Here is a 20,409-nt window from a genome sequence, read left to right as displayed (position 1 = left end):
CCGGTGCAGGCTCCTATGAATCCGTGAACAGGAGGAGAGACCCCCATGATCCCGCTCAAAACCGCAGCCCTCGCGCTGGGTCTGCTTGCCAGCCCCCTCGCCGTCAGTCCAGTATCGGCCCAAATGACAGCCCATAACCCCATTGACCAGACCCGCCCCGACGCCCCCGAACTGGCCGCTTTCGGCGACCATGTGATCGGTGTACGCACGCTGAATTTCACCCATCCCGATCAGATCGACATCCTGAACGTGACGGATGCGGCCACGCCCACCTATGACCGTCCCCTGACGGTCGAGGTCTGGTATCCCGCCGCAACAGGCACAGCCCCCGGCACCACCTATGACACGGTGATCCGCGACGGCCGCACCGCAACCAGCCTGTCGGGTCGCGCCGCGCGCGATGCCGCCCCTGCTGCGGGGCAGACCTTTCCGCTGGTGATCATCAGCCACGGCTATCCCGGCAACCGGTTCCTGCTGTCGCACCTGGGCGAGAACCTGGCCTCCAAGGGGTATGTCGTGGCCTCGATCGACCATACCGACAGCACCTATTCGGATCAGGCGGCTTTTGGCTCGACCCTGTTGAACCGGCCGCGTGACCAGCGTTTCGTACTGGACCAGATGGCGGACCTGTCGGCCACCGCGCCCGAACTGGCGGCCATCATCGACGCCTCCAACACGGGGGTCATCGGCTATTCCATGGGCGGCTACGGCGCGCTGATCTTTGGCGGCGCGGGCGTGACGCAGGCCGCGGTCGAATTGCCCTGGGGCACGCCCAAGGGCCTGCTGGCGGCAAACCTGGCCGGGTCGGACAGCCACGAGGCGATCATCGACGGCCGCGTCAAGGCGATCATCGCCATCGGCCCCTGGGGGCGGCATTTCGGCTTCTGGGACGAAGCAGGTCTGGCCGGGCTGCGCAAGCCCACGATGATCATGGCCGGATCCGTCGATGACGTGTCGAACTATCCCGCCATGCGGCAGATCTTCGAACAGGCGACAGGCACCACCCGGCATCTGCTGACCTTCGAGAACGCCAACCACAACGCGGCAGCACCGATGCCCGCGCCGGTGGAAAGCTGGCAGCCGGTCGAGGGGCTGGATTTCATTCCCTTCGATCACTACGCCGATCCGGTCTGGGATACGTTGCGCATGAACAACATCGCCCAGCATTTCGCGACCGGCTTCATGGATCTGCACCTGAAGGGCGACACGGACAAGGCCGCCTATTTCGACCTGGTCCCCGTATCGGGCGACGGCGTTGTCGCCCTGAACGAGGACGGCACCGAAAAGCCGGACCACAGCTACTGGAAGGGTTTTGCCCCGCGCACGGCGGCCGGCCTGCGTTTCGAGACCCTGCAACCGGAATGATCCACAACAGGGGCCGCGCCCGTCGCGGCCCCGACCCAAGCGGGAAGACCCCATGCAAAGCCACCATGTCAGCCTGAATGGTCAGCCCTTCCACTACCTGGAATGGGGGCCACCCGATGCGCCTATCCTGCTGATGCTGCACGGCTTTCCCGAATATTCAGGCGCCTGGACCGAACTGGCCCGGCGCCTGTCCGACCGGTTCCGCTGCATCGCTCCGGATCAGCGCGGCTATGGCCAAAGCTGGGCCCCGGCGGAGGTGCGCGACTATGTCACCGGCAAGCTGGTCGGCGACATGGTCGCCCTGATCGACCACCTGGGCGGCGGGCCTGTCACGGTCGTCGGCCATGACTGGGGCGCCTCGGTCGCCTATGTGCTGGCCGCGCGCCATCCCGAACGGGTGAGCCGCCTGATCATCCTGAACGGGGTGCACCCCATCCCCTTCCAGCGCGAGATGGCCAAGGGCGGCGCGCAATCGGCAGCCTCGCAATATATCCTATGGTTGCGCCGCGACGGGTCCGAGGACCGCCTGGCCGAGGGCGATTTCGCCAAGCTGATGGACCTCTTTTCCGCAAAGATGGACCTGTCCTGGATGACGCCTGCCAAGCTGGCCGCGTACAAGACCGAATGGGCCCGGCCCGGCCGGATGCGCGGGATGGTCAACTGGTACCGCGCCTCGCCCCTGCAGGTGGCACCCCCCGGACAGCCGATCACGGACCTGCCCGCCCTGCCCCGTGACGCCCTGCGCGTGCCCCAGCCACATCTTCTGATCTGGGGCACCGGCGACACCGCGTTGCTGACCGATTGCCTTGACGGGCTGGAAGAGCTAGCCCCCGATCTGACCATCCACCGCATCGACGGGGCCGATCACTGGATCGCCCATCAGCAGCCGGATGCGGTCGCCGCCCTGATCCGCGACTGGCTGTCCTGAGGCGGGCGCCGCTTTCTGGATATTTGGGGCAAGAAGAAGCAGGTACCACCTGCCACAAGCGACCGCTTTCGCAAACGGCAAGGGCCAAGACCGCTTTCCCCTTCCGTCACCTTCTGACATACTGCCGTCCAACCCATAAAAAGAAGCAGCAGCATGGCCAACGATCTTCTGACCGGCACCGCCCCCGACGACTATAACGCCTCCTCGATCGAAGTCCTTGAAGGGCTGGAACCGGTCCGCAAGCGCCCCGGCATGTATATCGGCGGCACGGATGAGCGCGCGCTGCATCACCTTGTGGCGGAAGTGCTGGACAACTCGATGGACGAGGCGGTGGCGGGCCATGCCAACCGCATCGAGGTCGAGCTGCACGAGGATTACGCCGTCACCATCCGCGACAACGGGCGCGGCATCCCGATCGATCCGCATCCCAAGTTTCCCGACAAGAGCGCGCTTGAGGTCATCCTGTGCACCCTGCATGCGGGCGGCAAGTTTTCGGGCAAGGCCTATCAGACCTCGGGCGGCCTGCATGGCGTCGGTGCATCCGTGGTCAACGCGCTGTCGGATTCGATGGTGGTGCAGGTCGCGCGCAACAAGGAGCTTTACGAACAGCGCTTTTCGCGCGGCATCCCGCAAGGCCCCATCCAGAAGATCGGCGCCGCCCCCAACCGGCGCGGCACCACGGTGACCTTTCACGCGGACGAACAGATCTTCGGCTCACACCGGTTCAAACCGGCGCGCCTGTTCAAGTCGATCCGGTCCAAGGCCTATCTCTTCTCGGGCGTGGAAATCCGCTGGAAATCCGCGATCAACGACGGCGAAACCCCGCAGGAGGCGGTATTCCACTTTCCGGGCGGCCTGTCGGATTATCTAAACGAGACGCTTGGCAATGCCTCGACCTATGCGGACCGGCCCTTTGGCGGCACGGTCGAGTTTTCCGAGAAGTTCAACGTGCCGGGCAAGGTCGAATGGGCGATCAACTGGACACCCTCGCGCGACGGGTTCATCCAGTCCTATTGCAACACGGTTCCAACCCCCGAGGGCGGCACCCATGAGGCCGGGTTCTGGGCCGCCATCCTGAAAGGCATCCGCGCCTATGGCGAGCTAGTCAACAACCGCAAGGCCAAGGAGATCACCCGCGAGGACCTGATCACCGGGGGCTGCGCGCTGGTCAGCTGTTTCATCCGCGAGCCGGAATTCGTGGGCCAGACCAAGGACCGCCTTGCCACGATGGAGGCCGCGCGCCTTGTCGAGAATTCGGTGCGCGACCATTTCGACAACTGGCTGGCCGCCGACACGAAATCCGCCGGGGCCATCCTTGATTTCCTGGTGCTGCGCGCCGAGGAACGTCTGCGCCGCCGCCAGGAAAAGGAAACCCAGCGCAAGACCGCCACCAAGAAGCTGCGCCTGCCCGGCAAGCTGGTGGATTGCACATCCGCCACGCGCGAGGGGACCGAGCTGTTCATCGTCGAGGGTGACAGCGCGGGCGGCTCCGCCAAGATGGCACGCGACCGCAAGAACCAGGCCCTTTTGCCGCTGCGCGGCAAGATCCTGAACGTGCTGGGCGCGGCATCGGGCAAGCTGGGCTCGAACCAGGAGATCAGCGACCTGACCCAGGCCCTGGGCGTGGGGCTGGGCACCAAGTTCAACATCGACGATCTGCGTTATGACAAGATCATCATCATGACCGACGCGGATGTGGACGGCGCGCATATCGCGGCCCTTCTGATGACCTTCTTCTTCACCCAGATGCGGCCGATGATCGACAAGGGCCACCTGTACCTGGCCTGCCCGCCCCTGTTCCGCCTGACGCAAGGCGCGAAACGCGTCTATTGCATCGACGAGGCGGAAAAGGCCACTTGGCTTGAGAAGGGCCTGGGCGGCAAGGGCAAGATCGACGTCAGCCGCTTCAAGGGCCTGGGCGAGATGGACGCAAAGGACCTCAAGGAAACGACGATGGACCCGGCCAGCCGCAAGCTGATCCGCGTGACCATCGACGAGGATGAACCCGGCGAAACGGGCGATCTGGTCGAAAGGCTGATGGGCAAGAAACCCGAACTGCGGTTTCAGTACATCTCGGAAAACGCGCGTTTCGTCGAGGAACTGGACGTCTGACGTCCAGCCCCCGGCCAAGCCCCTACCCAAACCATGCGCTTGTCCTATACCTTAGGGCATGCGCCATCTGATCATTGCCCTGCTCCTGTGCATTGCCGCCCTGCCGTTGCGGGCGCAGGACACCGATCTGGAACTGGTGCTGATGGCGGATGCCTCGGGCAGCATCGACCCGGACGAGCTGCTGCTGCAGCGGCGCGGCTATGCCCAGGCCATGACCGATCCCGACGTGATCGCCGCCATCCGCAACACGGCCTATGGCAGCATTGCCGTGACCTATGTGGAATGGGCGGCCAACCAGGCCGTGATCGTGGACTGGATGCGCATCGACGGCCCGGAGGCCGCGGCGATCTTTGCCGCGCAACTGGACAACCCGGTGCGCCGGGCGTTGGGGCGCAATGCCATCAGTGCGGCGCTGCTGCGCGGCAAGGAGTTGATCGAGCAGAATGACATCGACGGCTGGCGCCGGGTCATCGATTTTTCGGGCGACAGCGTGAACAACTGGTCCGGCCCCCCGATCGCGGAGGCGCGCGCGCAGGTGTTGGCCGCAGGCATCACCATCAACGGCCTGCCCCTGATGCTGAACGATGACATGGGCCGCGCTGCCACGCTCGAGGCGAATTACCGTGACCAGATCATCGGCGGGCCCAATGCCTTCACACTGCCCGCCACCCGCCGCGAGGATTTCGCCGCAGCGGTCAAGCGCAAGCTGATCCTCGAGATATCGGGCCTTGTGCCAGAGGTCGACTTGGCCCTGCGCGATCAGCGCTGAATGCTTTCAAGGTAGACCAGCAGTGCCGCAAGGGGGCGCGGGACGGGTGACATCTTGCCATCCTCCAGCACCACAGGCACGGTTTCCCCCTCAAGCAGCAGGCCGAATTCGGGCATGTCCTCATCCGGGGCCTGACGCGTATAGCCATCGATCACCGACAGGACACGGGTGCGCGGAAAGACATCACGCTCGCGGAAGGTGATGCGCGTCAGGTCGGGCGGCGCAGGATCCAGCTGACGTGCGATCAGGCCATCGCCACGCCCTGCCGCACCATGGCAGACCGCGCAATTCTGCTCGAACAGAAGCTGCCCCTCTACCGGTTCGGGCATGTCGACCGTGGCGCAGGCCACGATCAGGCCAAGCCCCCCGACAGCAAGACCGCCTATCACCTTGTTCATTTCTGGATCTCCTGCAGATAGAGGACGAGATCGGCAACTGCCCGCCCCATCAGTACAGGTTGTCCCGAAGCGGTCTTCAATGCAACCTCGTCGCCCTGGAACAGGGGGCCGTAAACCGGCATCCCGCTGCCATGGCTGACCAGCGGATCGGATCCGTCGATCCGGCGCACGACCCGCAACAGCGGAAATTCTCCGCCCTCGCTTGCGCCCAACCCAGTCAGGTCGACCGGCTGGACCAGCAAGGCCGGCGCCATCGGACCCTTGCCGGTCCCGTCCAGCCCGTGACAGGTGGCGCAATACCATTGGTAGAGGGTCGCCCCCTCTGCCGCATCCTGCGCGCGGGCAGGCATGGGCAGAACGCCGGGCAGAACGCCAGGCACGAGGCCAAGCAGAAGGCCAAGCAGGCCAGCAGTGAACCTCAGCCATGTCGAACGCATCGATACTCTCCTTCCGCATGCGCAACGCTCAGGGGCGTTGCAGGCTTTCCAGGTAGGTGACGACCTCGGCCAGGCGCATCGGCATCACCTCATCCTCCCCATCCGCGCGGGGCACGGCCACATCCGGGCCATCCAGCAGGGGGCTGAATTCGGGCATCAGGTCCGCCTCGTGCTTGCCGGAAAAGCCGTAGACCGTGTCGGCCACCGCGCGCAGGGGAAACACGCCGCCGTTGCGCGCCGCAATCAACGTCAAGTCGGGTGGCGGCACCTCGAGTTCGGGGGCGATCGGCCCATCCCCCAAGGCGCGGCTGCCATGGCAGATGGCGCAATAATCCTGATAGGCGGCAGCCCCCGGCGACGGCGCAGGCTCGGGCCCGCAGCCGGCCAGCAGCACAGCCGACACCAGGGTCAGCATCGCTTGCCCGACAGGACGGATGGATCGCGTCACAGGTTCATGCATTCTGGCCTCCCTCTGCCTTGGGTTGAGTGTGCGTCAAACGCATGAGGGCCACATTGATCTGGATCATAGGTTGCAAATCCCGCAAGCCACGGCATTCTTCACCCAGTCAGGATGAAAGGTCAGGGCATGTTCGGAAAAGACGAGGCGCAAGCCTTTTTGGCAAACGCCTTCGCCCCATGGGTACAGGCGCTTGACCTGACGGTCGAGGAGATCACCCCCGAGGGCCGCGCGGTGCTGTCCATGCCGATCACCGATGACATCGCCCGGATGGGTGGCATCGTCTGCGGCCAATCGCTGGCGACCCTGGCCGATACCGCGATGGTCCTGTCGACGGCCGCGCATTTCGGGGCACCGCGTGATGTGGCGACCACCAATCTGGATACGCAATTCCTCAGCGCCGGACGGGGTACGCGCATCAGCTGCACGGCGCGCATCACCCGCGCGGGCCGGTCACTGATCTTTGCCCAGGCCGATCTGATCGCCCTGCCGGATGGCAGGCCCGTCGCCAGCGCCTCGGCAACATTCTTCGTCCCCGACAAAGCCCCCCGATGATGCCCGCCACCACCGCCCAGGCCCTGGAGGCTGCCCGTGGCACCCGGCTTGGTGCCTCCATAGCCGAGCCGGCGTTCTGTTCGGCGTGACCCTGTCAGCAACGCGGATCGATCATTTCGGCCTGTTCGGCGCAGATGTCAGCCCAGTTTCGCCGTCCCGCGCGCGCGGATCGCAATGATGGTCGCAGGCGTTTTGCTGACCCGGAAAACCTAGCGGATCACCATGTCGCTGATCCAGGCACGGATCGCGGTTTCGGTATCGTCGCTGTCAGCCGAGACGGCGATGCCCACAAGCGCCTGAGGCGCACCACCGAAGATGCGGGCGTAATCCGCCGCAAGATCCACCGCCTCGGCATGCGACCCGGTGCCCGCCCCGCGCAGGATCAGAGACTTGCCGCGCGCCTCAAGATAGGGGCTGTCCAGGACCTCGCCGCGCCGGTGATCGCCACCCCAGACATAGACCAGCATCTTGGCGTTGCGGTTGCCCAGGAGGCTGCGCAACCGCGGATTGGGCCCGGCACGGCGGGCCGATGCCTCATCCATGAAGACGAAATAGATCGAGATGTTGCGATCATCCCCGCCCTTGCGGCGCAGGTCCGTGGGCGGCACGGATTGGTCGACCGCCCAGCGCCAACTGGCCGCCCGTGCGGACCAGCGGCTTTCGGGCAGCGCGGTATAAAGCACCGACACCGCCTGATCCGACAGGATATCCAGCCGGTTGCCCAGCGCGCCATAGGTGTTGGCGCTCAGGCGGGGAAAGCTCTGCTCGCGCCAATCCTGGGTGAAGGGCAAAGGATCGGCACGCAGGGCCGCGCCCGACAGGACAAGACTTGCGGCAAGGGCAAGACGGCAAAGGCGAAAGACGACCGGCATGGCATGCTCCGTAACAGGCTTGACCGGACCCTAGCGCAGGCCGCGATCACCTGCGCCACACGTCTGCGTGACCCCCGGCCTGTCGATCCGCCTAAAGCCCTTCGGTCAGATGCCCCTTGTCCAGCCGCAGCACGCGGTCCATGCGAGCGGCCAGGTCCAGGTTATGCGTTGCGATCAACGCCGACAGGCCGGTGCTGCGCACAAGCTCCATGAGCGTACCGAACACCTGGTCCGAGGTGTCAGGATCAAGGTTGCCCGTGGGTTCATCCGCCAGCAGCAACCGCGGCGCATTCGCAAGCGCCCGGCAGAAGGCGACGCGCTGCTGCTCGCCACCCGACAGCGCGGCCGGGCGATGGCCGGCGCGCGCGGCGATGCCCACGCGCGTCAGCAGGTCATGGGCGCATCTGCGCGCCTCGTCCTTCGGCACGCCATTGGCAAGCTGCGGCAGCACGATGTTCTCCAGCGCGGAAAATTCCGGCAGCAGATGGTGAAACTGGTAGATGAAACCCACATCGGCCCGTCTGACAGCTGTCCGGCGCCGATCCGACAGGCCCACCATCTCGGCCCCACCGATCCGCACCGATCCCGCATCGGGCGTATCCAGCAGCCCCGCGATGTGCAAAAGCGTGGACTTGCCAGCACCCGAGGGCGCGACCAGCGCCACCACCTCGCCGCGCGTCAGGGTCAGATCGACCCCTTGCAGGACCTGCACGGCATTGGGCTTGCCACGATTATAGGTCTTTTCCACACCCTCAAGCGCCAGCACCACCTCACTCATAGCGCAGCGCCTCGACCGGGTTCATCCGCGCGGCGCGCCGTGCGGGAAAGATCGTGACCACGAAGGACAGCCCCAGCGACAGCGCCACGGCCGACAGGACATCGCCCAGTTGCAGCTTGGCGGGCAAGGCATAGATGCCGCGCACCGAAGGGTCCCAGACCCCGCCACCCGCCACGTAGTTCACGAAGGAAAAGATCGGATCGATATAGATCGCGAAAAGGCATCCCAGGATCACCCCGGCTGCGGTTCCGATGATGCCGGTGAAGGCCCCGCAGATGAAAAAGACCCGCAGCACCGCGCCTTCGGTCAGGCCCATGGTGCGCAGGATGCCGATATCGCGGCCCTTGTTCTTGACCAGCATGATCAACCCCGAGACGATGTTCATCGCCGCGATCAGCACCAGGATCGACAGGATCACGAACATCACGTTATCCTCGATATCCAGCGCGCGCAGGAAACCGCCGCTGGCGTCACGCCAGGTCCAGATCTGGGCGCGCGGCCCTGCCGCCTCCAGCAAGGCGATCTCCAGCGTCTCGATCCGCTCGGGGGCGGCGACCATGACCTCGATCTCGTCCGCCGTGCCCTCGCGGTTGAAATAGCTCTGCGCCTCGGCAAAGGGCAGATAGACGCGGGTGCGGTCGATATCCCAGCGCCCGGCGGTGAAGACATAGACCACCTCATAGGCCTTGACCCGGGGGCTGGTGCCAAAGGCGGTCTTGACCCCGTCGGGCGAGATCAGCCTGATCCGGTCGCCCAGACCGATCCCCAGCTCGCGCGCCACGCCGGACCCGATAGCGATCCCCTCGTCGAAACGGTCCAGATCCCCCTGCGCCTGCGCGCCATCGCCGCCGACACGCGGAATGCCCCGCAGATCCTCGGCCGCGATGCCGAAAACCTCGATCCCCGCATTGCGCCCTCCGGCATTGGCCATGACCTGACCCTTGATCAGGGGCGCGGTGCGGGTGACGCCGGGCACGCTGCGCAGCGCCGCGGCCATCGCCTCGTAATCCGTCAGACTGCGGTCGATGCGCCCCGATACGGGGTCGATCCGCCCGGCCTCGTATATCGTGACATGGGCATTGGCGCCGAGGATCGTATCCACGAATTCCGCCCGAAACCCCGAGCGCACGGCCAGCGTCGCGATCAGCGCAAAGACCGCGAGGGTAATTCCGATCAGGCTGATCCATGTCATCACCGACACGCCACCTTCGGCGCGCCGCGCGCGCAGATAGCGCCAGGCGATCATCCACTCGAATCCCGCGAAAGGCGGCGTCGTTCCTGCCATCGGCTGCTCCCTACCTGCCATGCAACCTGTGCGGCGCCGTGGCCAAGGTCAAGACGCGCGGCGCAGATCACCGGCGCCGCGCGTCAATTCTTCTTGCCTCAAATATCCAGGGTGCCACGGCAGCCCCGGATACTCCGGTCAGCCATAGATCGCCTTGATCCGCGCGATTGCCGCCTCGGGCGTCAGTTCCTCGCTCTCGCCTGTCCGGCGCGAGGTCAACTCGACCACACCCGCCGCAAGGCCGCGCGGGCCCACGGTAATCCGCCAGGGCAGACCGATCAGATCCATCGTTGCGAATTTCGCGCCCGCGCGTTCGTCGCGGTCGTCGTAAAGCGGCTCCAGCCCGGCAGCCGTCAGCGCCTTGTAAAGCGCCTCGCAAGCGGCGTCGGCGGCGGCATCGCCCTGCTTGAGGTTCACGATCCCGCAATGGAACGGCGTTACGCCCTCGGGCCAGATGATGCCCTTGTCGTCATGGCTGGCCTCGATGATCGCGCCCACAAGGCGGCTGACGCCGATCCCGTGACTGCCCATGTGCACCGGCACCTTGGTGCCATCGGCGGTCTGCACGGTGGCGCCCATGGCTTCGGAATACTTGGTCCCGAAATAGAAGATCTGCCCCACCTCGATTCCGCGCGCGGTGCGGCGGCGTTCCTCGGGGATCTGGTTGAACACGGCCTCGTCATGGGTCTCGTCGGTGCGCGCATAGCGGCTGGTGAATTCCTCCAGCACGGCGCGGCACTGATCTACGCTGTCGTAGTCGATCTCGCGATCGCCGAACTTCAGATCGGTGATCTGGCTGTCATAGAACACCTCGGATTCGCCGGTTTCGGCCAGCACCAGGAATTCATGGGTGTCATCGCCGCCGATTGGCCCGCTATCCGCGCGCATCGGGATCGCCTGCAGGCCCATCCGCTCGTAGGTCCGCAGATAGCTGACCAGATGGCGGTTATAGGCATGCAGCGCCGCATCCTTGTCCACGTCGAAGTTGTAGCCGTCCTTCATCAGGAATTCGCGGCCGCGCATCACGCCGAAACGGGGGCGCATCTCGTCGCGGAATTTCCACTGGATGTGATAGAGGGTCAGCGGCAGGTCCTTGTAGCTGCCCACATGGGCGCGGAAGATGTCGGTGATCATCTCCTCGTTGGTGGGACCATAGAGCATGTCGCGGTCCTGGCGGTCGGTGATGCGCAGCATCTCCTGCCCGTAATCGTCATAGCGCCCGCTTTCGCGCCACAGGTCCGCAGGCTGAAGCGTCGGCATCAGCATCGGGATATGACCCGCGCGGACCTGTTCTTCGTGCACGATCTGCTCGATCCGGCGCAGCACCTTGAAACCCAGCGGCAGCCAGGAATAGATCCCTGCAGCACTTTGCTTGATCATCCCGGCCCGCAGCATCAAGCGGTGGCTGACAATCTGTGCTTCGGCGGGATTTTCTTTCAGAACAGGCAGGAAGTAGCGCGTCAGACGCATGATGGGCCCCTCGGGTTTGGCGTTTGCGCCGGTTTAGGGCAGAGGGGCGGATCAGGCAAGCGCGATGGGACAGGATCAGCGGGAGCGGCGGTCATGGCGCGGTGGCCGATTGCGGATGCGGTGCCACCAAAGACACAGTGGCACCGCGTGTTCGCAAACATGAACCGACAGCCTTTTTACAGGCGTGTCGGTTCGGAACCATTACACACCATACGCTTTCACCAGATGGGGCATTCCTAGGCTTTGGTATAGTATGGAATTCCATACCATTCCCGGCGGCCAGACCGGGCTGCAGCCGGATCGGTGCGCGCCCTGCAGCGCGTTCACGCCTCTGATCCGGCAAGGACGGGTCTTGAATTGCGGCCCATGACGCGCGACATAGATCGCAATCGCAAGGAGTGCGCATGGCCCTGCCCGTCAAAGATCAGATCCGTTACTGGGGCATCGCCACGGCGGCCTTTCTAGTCATTCTCTGGTTCCTCGGAGATGTGATCCTGCCCTTCGTTCTGGGCGGCGCTATCGCCTATTTCCTGGACCCCGTCGCCGACAGGCTTGAACGCCTGGGCGCATCGCGGGCGGTGGCGACGACCGTCATCACGCTGAGCGCGGTGCTGATCTTCGTGTTGATGGCGCTTCTGGTGGTGCCGCTTCTGGTGCAGCAGGCCGTCTCGCTGTTCGAAACCGCGCCAAGGCTGTTCCAGGACCTGCAAGCCTTTCTGACCGTGAAATTCCCCTCGATCGTGGATCAGGAATCCGTTCTGCGCCAGTCGCTGATCTCGATCGGCGAGACGATCCGGGAACGGGGCGGCGAATTGCTGAACACGGTGCTGACCTCGGTCAACTCGCTGGTAAGCATCGTCCTTCTGTTCGTGATCGTACCCGTGGTGGCCTTCTACCTGCTCTATGACTGGGACAACATGGTGGCGCGGATCGACGATCTCCTGCCGCGCGATCATGCCCCCACGATCCGAGCGCTTGCGGTCGAGATCGACCGGACGCTGGCCAGTTTCATCCGCGGCATGGGCACGGTCAGCCTGATCCTTGGCACCTACTACGCCGTGGCGCTGATGCTTGTGGGGCTGCAATTCGGCCTGATCGTCGGCGCGCTGGCGGGGCTTGTGACCTTCATTCCCTATGTCGGCGCACTGGTCGGCGGGGCGCTGGCGATCGGCCTTGCGCTGTTCCAGTTCTGGGGCGACTGGGTGTCCATCGGGCTGGTCGCGGGCATTTTCGTTCTGGGACAAGTGGTTGAAGGCAATGTTCTGACCCCGCGCCTGGTCGGCAGTTCGGTGGGGCTGCATCCGGTCTGGCTGATCTTCGCCCTGTCGGTCTTTGGCTCGATCTTCGGCTTCGTCGGCATGCTGGTCGCGGTGCCGGTCGCCGCCGTCATCGGCGTCGTCGCCCGTTTCGGGATCGGCGGCTACAAGAGCAGCCTGCTCTATCGCGGCATCGACCTGAACAGGGACGAGTGATGCATCGCCAACTCAGCTTCGACCTGCCCGTGCGCGCCGCGCAGGGGCGCGAGGATTTCTTCGTGACACCGGCCAATGCCATGGCCGTTGCCCTGATCGAGGGATGGCAGAACTGGCCGGGGCGCAAGCTGGTGCTGGAGGGTCCCAAGGGATCGGGCAAGACGCATCTGGTCCATGTCTGGGCCGAAGCCTCGGGCGCGCGCATCATCAAGGCAACCGACCTGCCCGATGCCGATATTCCGGCGCTGGCGCGCGGGCATGTCGCGATCGAGGATGTCGTCCTGATCGCGGGCGACAGTGCCGCAGAGAACGCGATGTTCCACCTGCACAACCTTGTCCTGGCTGAAGGCCACGCCCTGCTGATGACCGCCGACCGCCCCGCGGCGCGCTGGGGGCTGGCCCTGCCGGATCTGGCCAGCCGGATGCAGGGCACGACCGCGACGCGGCTGGACGCGCCGGATGATCGCCTGCTGTCGGCCGTTCTGGCAAAGCTCTTTGCGGATCGGCAACTGGTTCCGACCCCGGACACGATCCCCTATCTTGTCACGCATATGAACCGCGCCTTCGACAGCGCACAGGCGCTGGTCGTGGCGATGGATGCCGCCGCCCTGGACCAGGGCCGCCCGTTGAACCGCAAACTGGCCGCTGAAGTGCTGGAACGGGTCATGCAACCGGGCCTGCTGGACAATTCGCCCGACCACGGGCAGCATCGGTAATCAAACCGTCACAATCAGGCAGCATAAGCCGCTCATGACACATGCAGATTTCCTTACGGCGCCATTCGACCCCCCGCTCACGATCCAGGATCTGGACCTGACCGGCCCGGGCCGCTTCTACAATCGCGAACTCAGCTGGCTGGGCTTCAACTGGCGCGTGCTGGAAGAGGCCGAGAATCCCCGTGTGCCGCTGCTGGAACGCCTTCGCTTTCTGTCGATTTCGGCGACCAATCTTGACGAATTCTACACGGTGCGCGTGGCGGGCCTGCGGGAATTGGCCCATGCCGGAAACGTCACACCCGCCGCGGACGGGCTGACACCGGCCGAACAGCTGGTGCTGATCAACGAGGATGCGCGCCACCTGATGCAGCGCCAGCAATCCGTCTTCGACGAATTGCGCCGCCAGATGGAGGCCGAGCGGATCACCATCCTGGACCGCAACACCCTGTCGCAAGAAGATCGCGCCGCGCTCGAGGCGATCTTTCTCAACAACGTCTTTCCCGTTCTGTCGCCGCTGGCCATCGACCCGGCGCACCCCTTTCCCTTCATCCCGAACACCGGCTTCAGCCTTGCGCTGCAACTGCAGCGCCGCCGTGACAAGCGGCCTCTGCGCGCGCTGCTGCCGATTCCCGCGCAGATCGCGCGCTTCGTGCCCCTGCCCTCCTCGGAAGGCGCGCATCGTTTCCTGCCGCTGGAGGATGTGCTGCTGCTGCATGTGGACAGCCTCTTTCCCGGCTATGACCTCAAGGGCCATTGCGCCTTCCGCGTGCTGCGCGACAGCGATCTGGAAGTCGAGGAAGAAGCCGAAGACCTGGTGCGCGAGTTCGAAACCGCCCTGAAACGCCGCCGCCGCGGCGAGGTGGTGCGCATGAAGATCACCGCCGGCGCCCCCGAGGCGCTGCGGACGGTCATCATGGAAGAGTTGCATGTCGATGCCGACGAGGTGGTCGAGGTCGATGGCATGATCGGCATCGCCGATGTCAAGGAACTGGTGCTGGACGCACGGCCCGACCTTCTGTGGCCCATCTTCACCCCGCGCGTGCCCGAACGGGTGCAGGACCATGACGGCGACATGTTCGCGGCCATGCGCCAGAAGGACATGCTGCTGCATCACCCCTACGAGACCTTCGACATGGTGGTGCGCTTTCTGCAACAGGCTGCGCACGATCCCGACGTCGTGGCGATCAAGCAGACGCTTTACCGCACATCGCGCAACTCGCCCATTGTCGAGGCGCTGTGCGAAGCCGCCGAGGAAGGCAAATCCGTCACCGCGCTGGTGGAGCTGAAGGCCCGGTTCGACGAGGCCGCCAACATCCGCCAGTCCCGCCGGCTGGAACGCGCGGGCGCACATGTGGTCTACGGCTTCATCGACCTGAAAACCCATGCGAAAATCAGCACCGTGGTGCGCCGCGAAGGTGACAGCCTGGTCACCTATACCCATTACGGCACCGGCAACTATCACCCGATCACCGCGCGCATCTACACCGACCTGTCGCTGTTCACCTGCGATCCGAAGCTGGGGCGCGATGCCACCAAGGTGTTCAACTACCTGTCGGGCTATGCCCAACCGGAGCAGCTGGACAATCTTGCGATCTCGCCCATCAGCCTCAAGCCGCGCCTGCTCGAGATGATCGCGGCCGAGATCGAACACGCGAAAGAAGGCCGCCCGGCCGAGATCTGGGCCAAGATGAACTCGTTGATCGACCCCGAGGTGATCGACGCGCTTTACGCGGCCTCGCAGGGGGGCGTGAAGATCAGCCTTGTGATCCGTGGCATCTGCGGGCTGCGCCCCGGCATCAAGGGCCTGTCGGAAAACATCCGGGTCAAATCCATCATCGGGCGTTTCCTGGAACATTCGCGTATCGTCTGTTTCGGCAACGGGCATGGGCTGCCCTCGAAAAAGGCGCGGGTCTATATCAGTTCGGCCGACTGGATGGGCCGCAACCTGAACCGCCGGGTGGAAACCCTGGTCGAGATCGAGAATCCGACCGTCAAGGCACAGATCGTCAGCCAGATCATGGCGGCCAACATGGCTGATGTGGCGCAAAGCTGGGTGATGCTGCCGGACGGGCATTTCAAGCGTGCCGAGGTGCCCGAAGGCGAGTTCGCCTTCAACTGTCACCGCTTCTTCATGGAAAACCCCTCGTTGTCGGGCCGCGGCTCTGCCGGCGCGGGTGACGTACCGAAACTCACCCATACGGATTATTGACCTTGCCGCCCGTTCCGGCGCATTTAGGGGACGGACCAAGGAAAGACGGCATGGACGGCACCACAGACCCCGCCCCACATGACTGGGGCCCGTTCGGGCGACCCCTGTTCAACGACGCCTCCTCGCGTGCCCTGTCACGGGTGGGCGTTGTGGATGTCGGATCGAACTCCGTGCGCCTTGTGGTGTTCGACGGCGCCGCGCGCTCGCCTGCCTATTTCTACAACGAAAAGATCATGTGCGCCCTGGGCGAAGGGCTGGCCGAAACCGGCAGGCTTAACCCGCAGGGCCGCATTCGCGCACTCAACGCGCTGCGCCGTTTTCAGAAACTGGCCGACGGCATGGGGATTGCCCCCCTGACCGCCGTTGCCACCGCCGCCATGCGCGAGGCCGAGGATGGCGCCGAATTCCAGGCTCTGATCGAAGCCGAGACCGGGCTGAAGCTGTGGGTGATCGACGGCGAGGAAGAGGCGCGCCTTTCGGCGCAGGGCGTGCTGCTGGGCTGGCCCGGATCATACGGGCTGGTCTGCGATATCGGCGGCGCCTCGATGGAACTGGCCGAGATATCGGGCGGGCGTGTGGGCCGTCGCGTCACATCGCCCCTGGGGCCGCTGAAACTGCGCGCGGTGCCCGGTGGCAAAAAGGGCCGCAAGGCGCATATCAAGTCCATCCTCGAAGGGCTGGCCGAAACCCTTGGCCCCCAGAAGAACCGCCTGTTCCTTGTCGGCGGGTCATGGCGCGCCATCGCGCGCATAGACATGGAGCGGCGCGGCTACCCGCTGCACGTGCTGCATGAATACCGCATGAGCGCGAAATCCATCTCGGCCACGATCGAATACATCCGCCAGAACGACCCCGTCGAATTGCGCACCCGCTGCGGCGTCTCCGCCGCCCGGATGGACCTTGTTCCGCTGGCCTGCGAAGTGCTGAAGGCCGTGGTCAAGACCTTCCACCCGCGCGACATCGCCGTATCAAGTTATGGGATCCGCGAGGGGATGCTGTATGAACAGATGCCGCAGTCCTTGCGCGATCGCGATCCGCTGATCGAATCGTGCTATTTCGCCGAGGCCAAGGACGCCCGCATCCCCGGTTTCGGCAAGCAGCTTTACAACTTCATCCTGCCGCTTTTCAAATCCGCCTCTCTCGAACGCAAGCGCCTGATACAGGCCGCCTGCCTGCTGCATGATGTCAGCTGGCGCGCCCATCCCGATTACCGCGCCGAAGTCTGCTTCGACAACGCCACCCGCGCCAACCTTGGCGGGCTGAAACATTCCGAACGCGTCTTCCTGGGGCTGGCGCTGCTGCATCGCTATTCCAACAAGCGCGAGGGAACGCGGTTCGAGCCGATGTTCCGCCTGCTGGACGAGGCCGCGATCCATCAGGCCGAAGTCGTGGGCAAGGCCATGCGCTTTGGCGCGATGCTCTGGCTGCAGCGCGACGCCCCCATGGGCGAAATGCGCTGGTTTCCCAAGAAAAAGCTGCTGGAACTGCATCTGAGCGGCTCTGCCGGTGACCTCTACGGCGAAGTGGCCGAGGCGCGGTTCATGTCGCTGGCGGCCTCGCTGGGCGCGCAGACGGATGTGCGCATCAAGGGCTGATCGCGGTCCCGCGCGTCAGATGTCGATCTCGCCATCGGCGGGTGGTGGCAAGGGTCCGCTTTCCGGCTTGCGGCGCATCAGGATATCGCCATTGGGAAGCAATTCCGGCGCCTCGTAAGCCGACAGATCGTCGATCCGGCCCAGCAGGTCCGCCATGGCCGGCCCCATGTCACGCATGAATTGCTGCATGGCGGGCCCCATCTCGACCATCAGGTCGCGCAGGTCCTCCAGGGCGGGCTCCATCTCGCGGCGCATCCCTTCCAGAAACATGCGCGCCCCACGCTCCATCAGGCTTTGTCCCTGATCAGCCTCCTGCCCCTCGGGCAAGGGGGGCGTGGGCGCATCGCTGTCCTGCGCCTGCGCGGGGGCAAGTGACAGGCCAAGCGACAGAAGCGCGGCAAGGGCGAAACCATGTCTCATCCCTTCAATATAGGATGAATCGCGATCCGTTTTAAGGTGCCAGATCAATATCCAGCGTCACCGGGTAATGATCCGAGGCATCAATCAGCGCATCGCGCAACTCAGGAACTTTCCAGCAGGCCGGATCATGGAACGGATGCCAGATGCGCCAGCTTGGCTGCCGATCCATAAGGTCGGGCGAGATCATGATGTAATCCAGCAGCGCTTCGAGATAGCGATCCTGGTGCTGGATGTAGAAACGCGCCGTCGTGGGGCTTGCCACGCCGGGGCGACGCTGCACCGCCTGGCGCGCATGCGGATCGAACAGGCAGCCCTCCGCCGGGGTGCCCTGCCCCGCCTCGCCCATCACCACCTCGACCGAGGACCGCCCGAACAGCCCCTCGTATTCATCCAGCCCCGGACCGTCATTCAGATCGCCCAGCACGATCAGCGCATCGCCCTCTTCCAGGTGGCGGGCCACGCGGCGGCGCAGCCAGACGGCCTGCGCCTGCTGCTTTCGCCGGTTGGCGATGGCCAGCCGCATCACCGCATCGCGCCCGCGCGCACCATGGGGCGCCTTGGATTTCAGATGCGCCCCGATCATGCGAAAGATCACGCCCTCCATCGTCGCCACCTCAAGCTCCAGCGGCGGTTTCGAAAAGCTGACCAGATCCTCTGTCCCGTCCAGATCAAGGTCGATCCGGAACACCCCATCGAACCGCGGATCCGCGTCCGATCCCTTCTTGCCTGTCGCCTCGCCCTTCGGATCATGACGCGGATCCACGACATAGGGATCATACATCAGCGCGATTTCCTGCTGCGTATCATTGGGGAACCCCATGATCGCCGATTTGCAGCGCAAGTCGAACGCATGCGCAAAGGCCTGCAGCGCCGCCACGGTAGACCGCTTGCCATTGTGATCGGGCGCCTCGATCACCATGACCATATCGGCATCCAGCGCGGTAAAGACGATCCCCAAGGCCTCGAGCTGGCGGAACCGGCTGATGCCGTAACGGCCCGAGGGCGCATCATCGGCCAGAGGCTGGCCTGCATCATCGAACAGGGAATTGAACCATTCCACGTTATACGTGGCGATCCGCATCAGCCCCGCGCGCCCTCGATCTCGGCCCAGGCGCGGTTGATGTCGACCATGCGCCGTTCGGCCAGTTGCACGGCTTCTTCCGGCAGGCCGCGCGCCACCATCGCATCGGGATGCGTCTCGCGCACCAGGCGCTTCCAGGCCGCGCGGATCTGTGCGATCGGCATGTCCGGGCTGACCCCCAGGACATCATAGGGATCGCCCCGGGCGTCCGGCACGAACCGGCTGCGCAGACTGCGAAAACGCTGCTCGGGCAGACCGAAGGCCTCGGCCACCTGGGCAAGGAAATCGTTTTCCGCCGGGTGATAACGCCCATCGGCGACAGCGATGTGGAACAGGCCCTCCATCACGTCGCACAACGTCTCGCTGCCCTCGCCGAACATGGCGCGGATCTTGCGCGCATAGTCCCGAAAACCGGCCACATCCTGCCGCGCCAGGTTGAAAACGCGCGCGGCGTCCTTCTCGTCCTCGGGCGGAATGTGGAACACTTCGCGGAAGGCCGCGACCTCATCGCGCGTGACCTGCCCATCGGCCTTGGCCATCTTCGCACCCAGCGCGATCACCGCGATGGTGAACGCGACGGAGCGTTCCGGCGGGGCGCTCAGCCGGTCCAGAACCGCGCTCAGCCCCTCGCCCGAGGTCAGCGCGCCCAGCGCGTCCATGATGCGGGTCCAGATCGACATGGGCTTACCCTATCCTGTCACCCGCGCGCTGTCAGCGGTGTTCGCACGGGGCGGCGCAGGATTTTCCGCAGTGCGGCACGACCGCCGACATATGCCGCAAGGATCCGCAGACCAGACGGACCCGGCCAGCTCAGCCCAGCCGCCGCAGGCCATGGGGCGTCTCGATCTCGGCCTGCAGCGCCATGATGGCGCCCGCTTCGATAGCTACGCGCGTATCGTCGATCAGGCCCGACAGCGCGCGGCGCAAGTCATCCGCTGCGGGATGCGCGATCACCAAGCGGCGCAAGCGGCACCCCGAAGGCGTCAACCGCGCCGCCGGATGCGCCCCCTGCCACTGGATCAACGCGGGGAAGGCCCCGCCGAAAGGCATCCGCCCATCCCGCGCCACGGCCATCCGCCAGCGCAGGTCCCCCCGCGCCAGGTCCACTGGAACACCCGCGCCCTCCGGGGCACGGGCAAGCGCCGCCTCCAGGTCATCGCAACGACAGATCCATGTGCCGAGGCGCGGCGCACCGCCAAAGCTGTCCAGGTCGAACCAGCGCGGAACGGCAGGCGCAGGCGCCGCAGGATCGACCGCGATCACCTCAAGATAGAGGCCGTCTTCCAGCCCCAGCAACAGGTTATGCGTGCCGAACCGCGCATGCTGTCCGCCCGCCTGCAAGGTCACGCCAAGCGCAGCCTCCACATGGGCGCGCCCCTCCTCGAGCGTTGCGGCGGCAACCGCCAGGTGATCCAGCTCCAGCATCATCGCATCTTCTTGCCTGAAATATCCTCGGGGGGTGTCCCGCAGGGACGAAGGGGGGCAGACGG

The 20,409-nt window shown here is 65.0% G+C and carries 20 protein-coding genes; 9 read left to right on the top strand and 11 right to left on the bottom strand.

The genetic code is table 11. The features are described 5' to 3' along the window. Positions 1-45: 45 nt before the first annotated feature. The 4 genes from ACMUJL_RS17390 to ACMUJL_RS17375 all read left to right on the top strand — a co-directional run bounded on the left by ACMUJL_RS17390 (position 46) and on the right by ACMUJL_RS17375 (position 5,174). Positions 46-1,365, top strand: coding sequence for an alpha/beta hydrolase family protein (locus ACMUJL_RS17390; RefSeq protein ID WP_375572140.1), 1,320 nt, complete (start codon positions 46-48; stop codon positions 1,363-1,365). A gap of 52 nt (positions 1,366-1,417) precedes the next feature. Then, on the top strand, positions 1,418-2,293 hold the full coding sequence (locus tag ACMUJL_RS17385; RefSeq protein WP_375572142.1) for an alpha/beta fold hydrolase: 876 nt from the start codon (positions 1,418-1,420) through the stop codon (positions 2,291-2,293). Positions 2,294-2,446: 153 nt separating this feature from the next. Further along, the gene (gene parE / locus ACMUJL_RS17380; RefSeq protein ID WP_375572144.1) at positions 2,447-4,405 is read left to right on the top strand and encodes a DNA topoisomerase IV subunit B; all 1,959 of its coding nucleotides are present in this window, start codon (positions 2,447-2,449) and stop codon (positions 4,403-4,405) included. 58 nt (positions 4,406-4,463) lie between these two features. Beyond that, on the top strand, positions 4,464-5,174 hold the full coding sequence (locus ACMUJL_RS17375; protein ID WP_375572146.1) for a DUF1194 domain-containing protein: 711 nt from the start codon (positions 4,464-4,466) through the stop codon (positions 5,172-5,174). On the opposite strand, the gene ACMUJL_RS17370 is transcribed toward ACMUJL_RS17375, so the two are convergent. Genes ACMUJL_RS17370 through ACMUJL_RS17360 form a run of 3 tightly spaced genes read right to left on the bottom strand, consistent with a single transcriptional unit; the run spans position 5,165 to position 6,469 of the window. Beyond that, the gene (locus tag ACMUJL_RS17370) at positions 5,165-5,572 is read right to left on the bottom strand and encodes a c-type cytochrome (protein ID WP_068289690.1); all 408 of its coding nucleotides are present in this window, start codon (positions 5,570-5,572) and stop codon (positions 5,165-5,167) included. The genes ACMUJL_RS17375 and ACMUJL_RS17370 overlap by 10 nt on opposite strands. After that, on the bottom strand, positions 5,569-6,009 hold the full coding sequence (locus ACMUJL_RS17365; protein WP_375572148.1) for a c-type cytochrome: 441 nt from the start codon (positions 6,007-6,009) through the stop codon (positions 5,569-5,571). Before ACMUJL_RS17365 ends, ACMUJL_RS17370 begins: the two co-directional genes overlap by 4 nt. A gap of 28 nt (positions 6,010-6,037) precedes the next feature. Next, positions 6,038-6,469: a c-type cytochrome gene (locus ACMUJL_RS17360; RefSeq protein WP_375572150.1), complete on the bottom strand. Its 432-nt coding sequence runs from the start codon at positions 6,467-6,469 to the stop codon at positions 6,038-6,040. A 126-nt stretch (positions 6,470-6,595) separates the two neighbouring features. Here ACMUJL_RS17360 and ACMUJL_RS17355 point away from each other — a divergent pair, with 126 nt between their 5' ends. Next, positions 6,596-7,021, top strand: coding sequence for a PaaI family thioesterase (locus ACMUJL_RS17355; protein ID WP_068289683.1), 426 nt, complete (start codon positions 6,596-6,598; stop codon positions 7,019-7,021). A gap of 209 nt (positions 7,022-7,230) precedes the next feature. Here the strand turns inward: ACMUJL_RS17355 and ACMUJL_RS17350 are convergent, their stop codons facing one another. From ACMUJL_RS17350 to proS, 4 genes are all read right to left on the bottom strand, one after another. Next, positions 7,231-7,893, bottom strand: a complete 663-nt coding sequence (locus ACMUJL_RS17350) for a DUF3047 domain-containing protein (RefSeq protein ID WP_068289681.1) — start codon at positions 7,891-7,893, stop codon at positions 7,231-7,233. A 91-nt stretch (positions 7,894-7,984) separates the two neighbouring features. Then, entirely contained in the window at positions 7,985-8,671 is a 687-nt protein-coding gene (locus ACMUJL_RS17345; protein ID WP_068289678.1) for an ABC transporter ATP-binding protein, read from the bottom strand. After that, the gene (locus tag ACMUJL_RS17340; protein ID WP_375572153.1) at positions 8,664-9,956 is read right to left on the bottom strand and encodes a lipoprotein-releasing ABC transporter permease subunit; all 1,293 of its coding nucleotides are present in this window, start codon (positions 9,954-9,956) and stop codon (positions 8,664-8,666) included. Before ACMUJL_RS17340 ends, ACMUJL_RS17345 begins: the two co-directional genes overlap by 8 nt. Positions 9,957-10,094: 138 nt before the next feature. After that, a complete protein-coding gene (proS, locus tag ACMUJL_RS17335) occupies positions 10,095-11,426 on the bottom strand; it encodes a proline--tRNA ligase (protein ID WP_416914365.1) in 1,332 nt (443 codons plus the stop codon). Between the two features lie 404 nt (positions 11,427-11,830). Between proS and ACMUJL_RS17330 the strand changes: the two genes are divergently transcribed. Genes ACMUJL_RS17330 through ACMUJL_RS17315 form a run of 4 tightly spaced genes read left to right on the top strand, consistent with a single transcriptional unit; the run spans position 11,831 to position 17,418 of the window. Continuing rightward, positions 11,831-12,898, top strand: coding sequence for an AI-2E family transporter (locus ACMUJL_RS17330; RefSeq protein WP_375572157.1), 1,068 nt, complete (start codon positions 11,831-11,833; stop codon positions 12,896-12,898). Beyond that, complete coding sequence (locus ACMUJL_RS17325; RefSeq protein WP_375572159.1) at positions 12,898-13,614, top strand: chromosomal replication initiator DnaA; 717 nt, start codon at positions 12,898-12,900, stop codon at positions 13,612-13,614. The genes ACMUJL_RS17330 and ACMUJL_RS17325 overlap by 1 nt, the downstream gene beginning before the upstream one ends. 34 nt (positions 13,615-13,648) lie before the next feature. Beyond that, positions 13,649-15,823, top strand: a complete 2,175-nt coding sequence (locus ACMUJL_RS17320; protein ID WP_068289668.1) for an RNA degradosome polyphosphate kinase — start codon at positions 13,649-13,651, stop codon at positions 15,821-15,823. Between the two features lie 50 nt (positions 15,824-15,873). Continuing rightward, on the top strand, positions 15,874-17,418 hold the full coding sequence (locus tag ACMUJL_RS17315; RefSeq protein ID WP_375572161.1) for a Ppx/GppA family phosphatase: 1,545 nt from the start codon (positions 15,874-15,876) through the stop codon (positions 17,416-17,418). Between the two features lie 15 nt (positions 17,419-17,433). Here ACMUJL_RS17315 and ACMUJL_RS17310 read toward each other — a convergent pair whose 3' ends face one another. The 4 genes from ACMUJL_RS17310 to ACMUJL_RS17295 all read right to left on the bottom strand — a co-directional run bounded on the left by ACMUJL_RS17310 (position 17,434) and on the right by ACMUJL_RS17295 (position 20,344). Beyond that, positions 17,434-17,838: a hypothetical protein gene (locus ACMUJL_RS17310; RefSeq protein ID WP_375572163.1), complete on the bottom strand. Its 405-nt coding sequence runs from the start codon at positions 17,836-17,838 to the stop codon at positions 17,434-17,436. 31 nt (positions 17,839-17,869) lie between these two features. Next, a complete protein-coding gene (locus ACMUJL_RS17305; protein ID WP_375572165.1) occupies positions 17,870-18,919 on the bottom strand; it encodes an endonuclease/exonuclease/phosphatase family protein in 1,050 nt (349 codons plus the stop codon). Then, positions 18,919-19,599 carry a TerB family tellurite resistance protein gene (locus tag ACMUJL_RS17300; protein WP_375572167.1) on the bottom strand — a complete coding sequence of 227 codons (681 nt, stop codon included), beginning with the start codon at positions 19,597-19,599 and terminating at the stop codon, positions 18,919-18,921. The genes ACMUJL_RS17305 and ACMUJL_RS17300 overlap by 1 nt, the downstream gene beginning before the upstream one ends. Positions 19,600-19,729: 130 nt before the next feature. After that, positions 19,730-20,344, bottom strand: coding sequence for a VOC family protein (locus ACMUJL_RS17295; RefSeq protein WP_375573844.1), 615 nt, complete (start codon positions 20,342-20,344; stop codon positions 19,730-19,732). Positions 20,345-20,409: the final 65 nt, after the last annotated feature.

The organism is Seohaeicola sp. (assembly GCF_048006315.1).
In the GTDB taxonomy this organism is placed as follows: Bacteria; Pseudomonadota; Alphaproteobacteria; order Rhodobacterales; family Rhodobacteraceae; genus Seohaeicola.
Note: the sequence above shows the minus strand (reverse complement) of the source record. Positions and strands in the feature narration are given on the sequence as shown.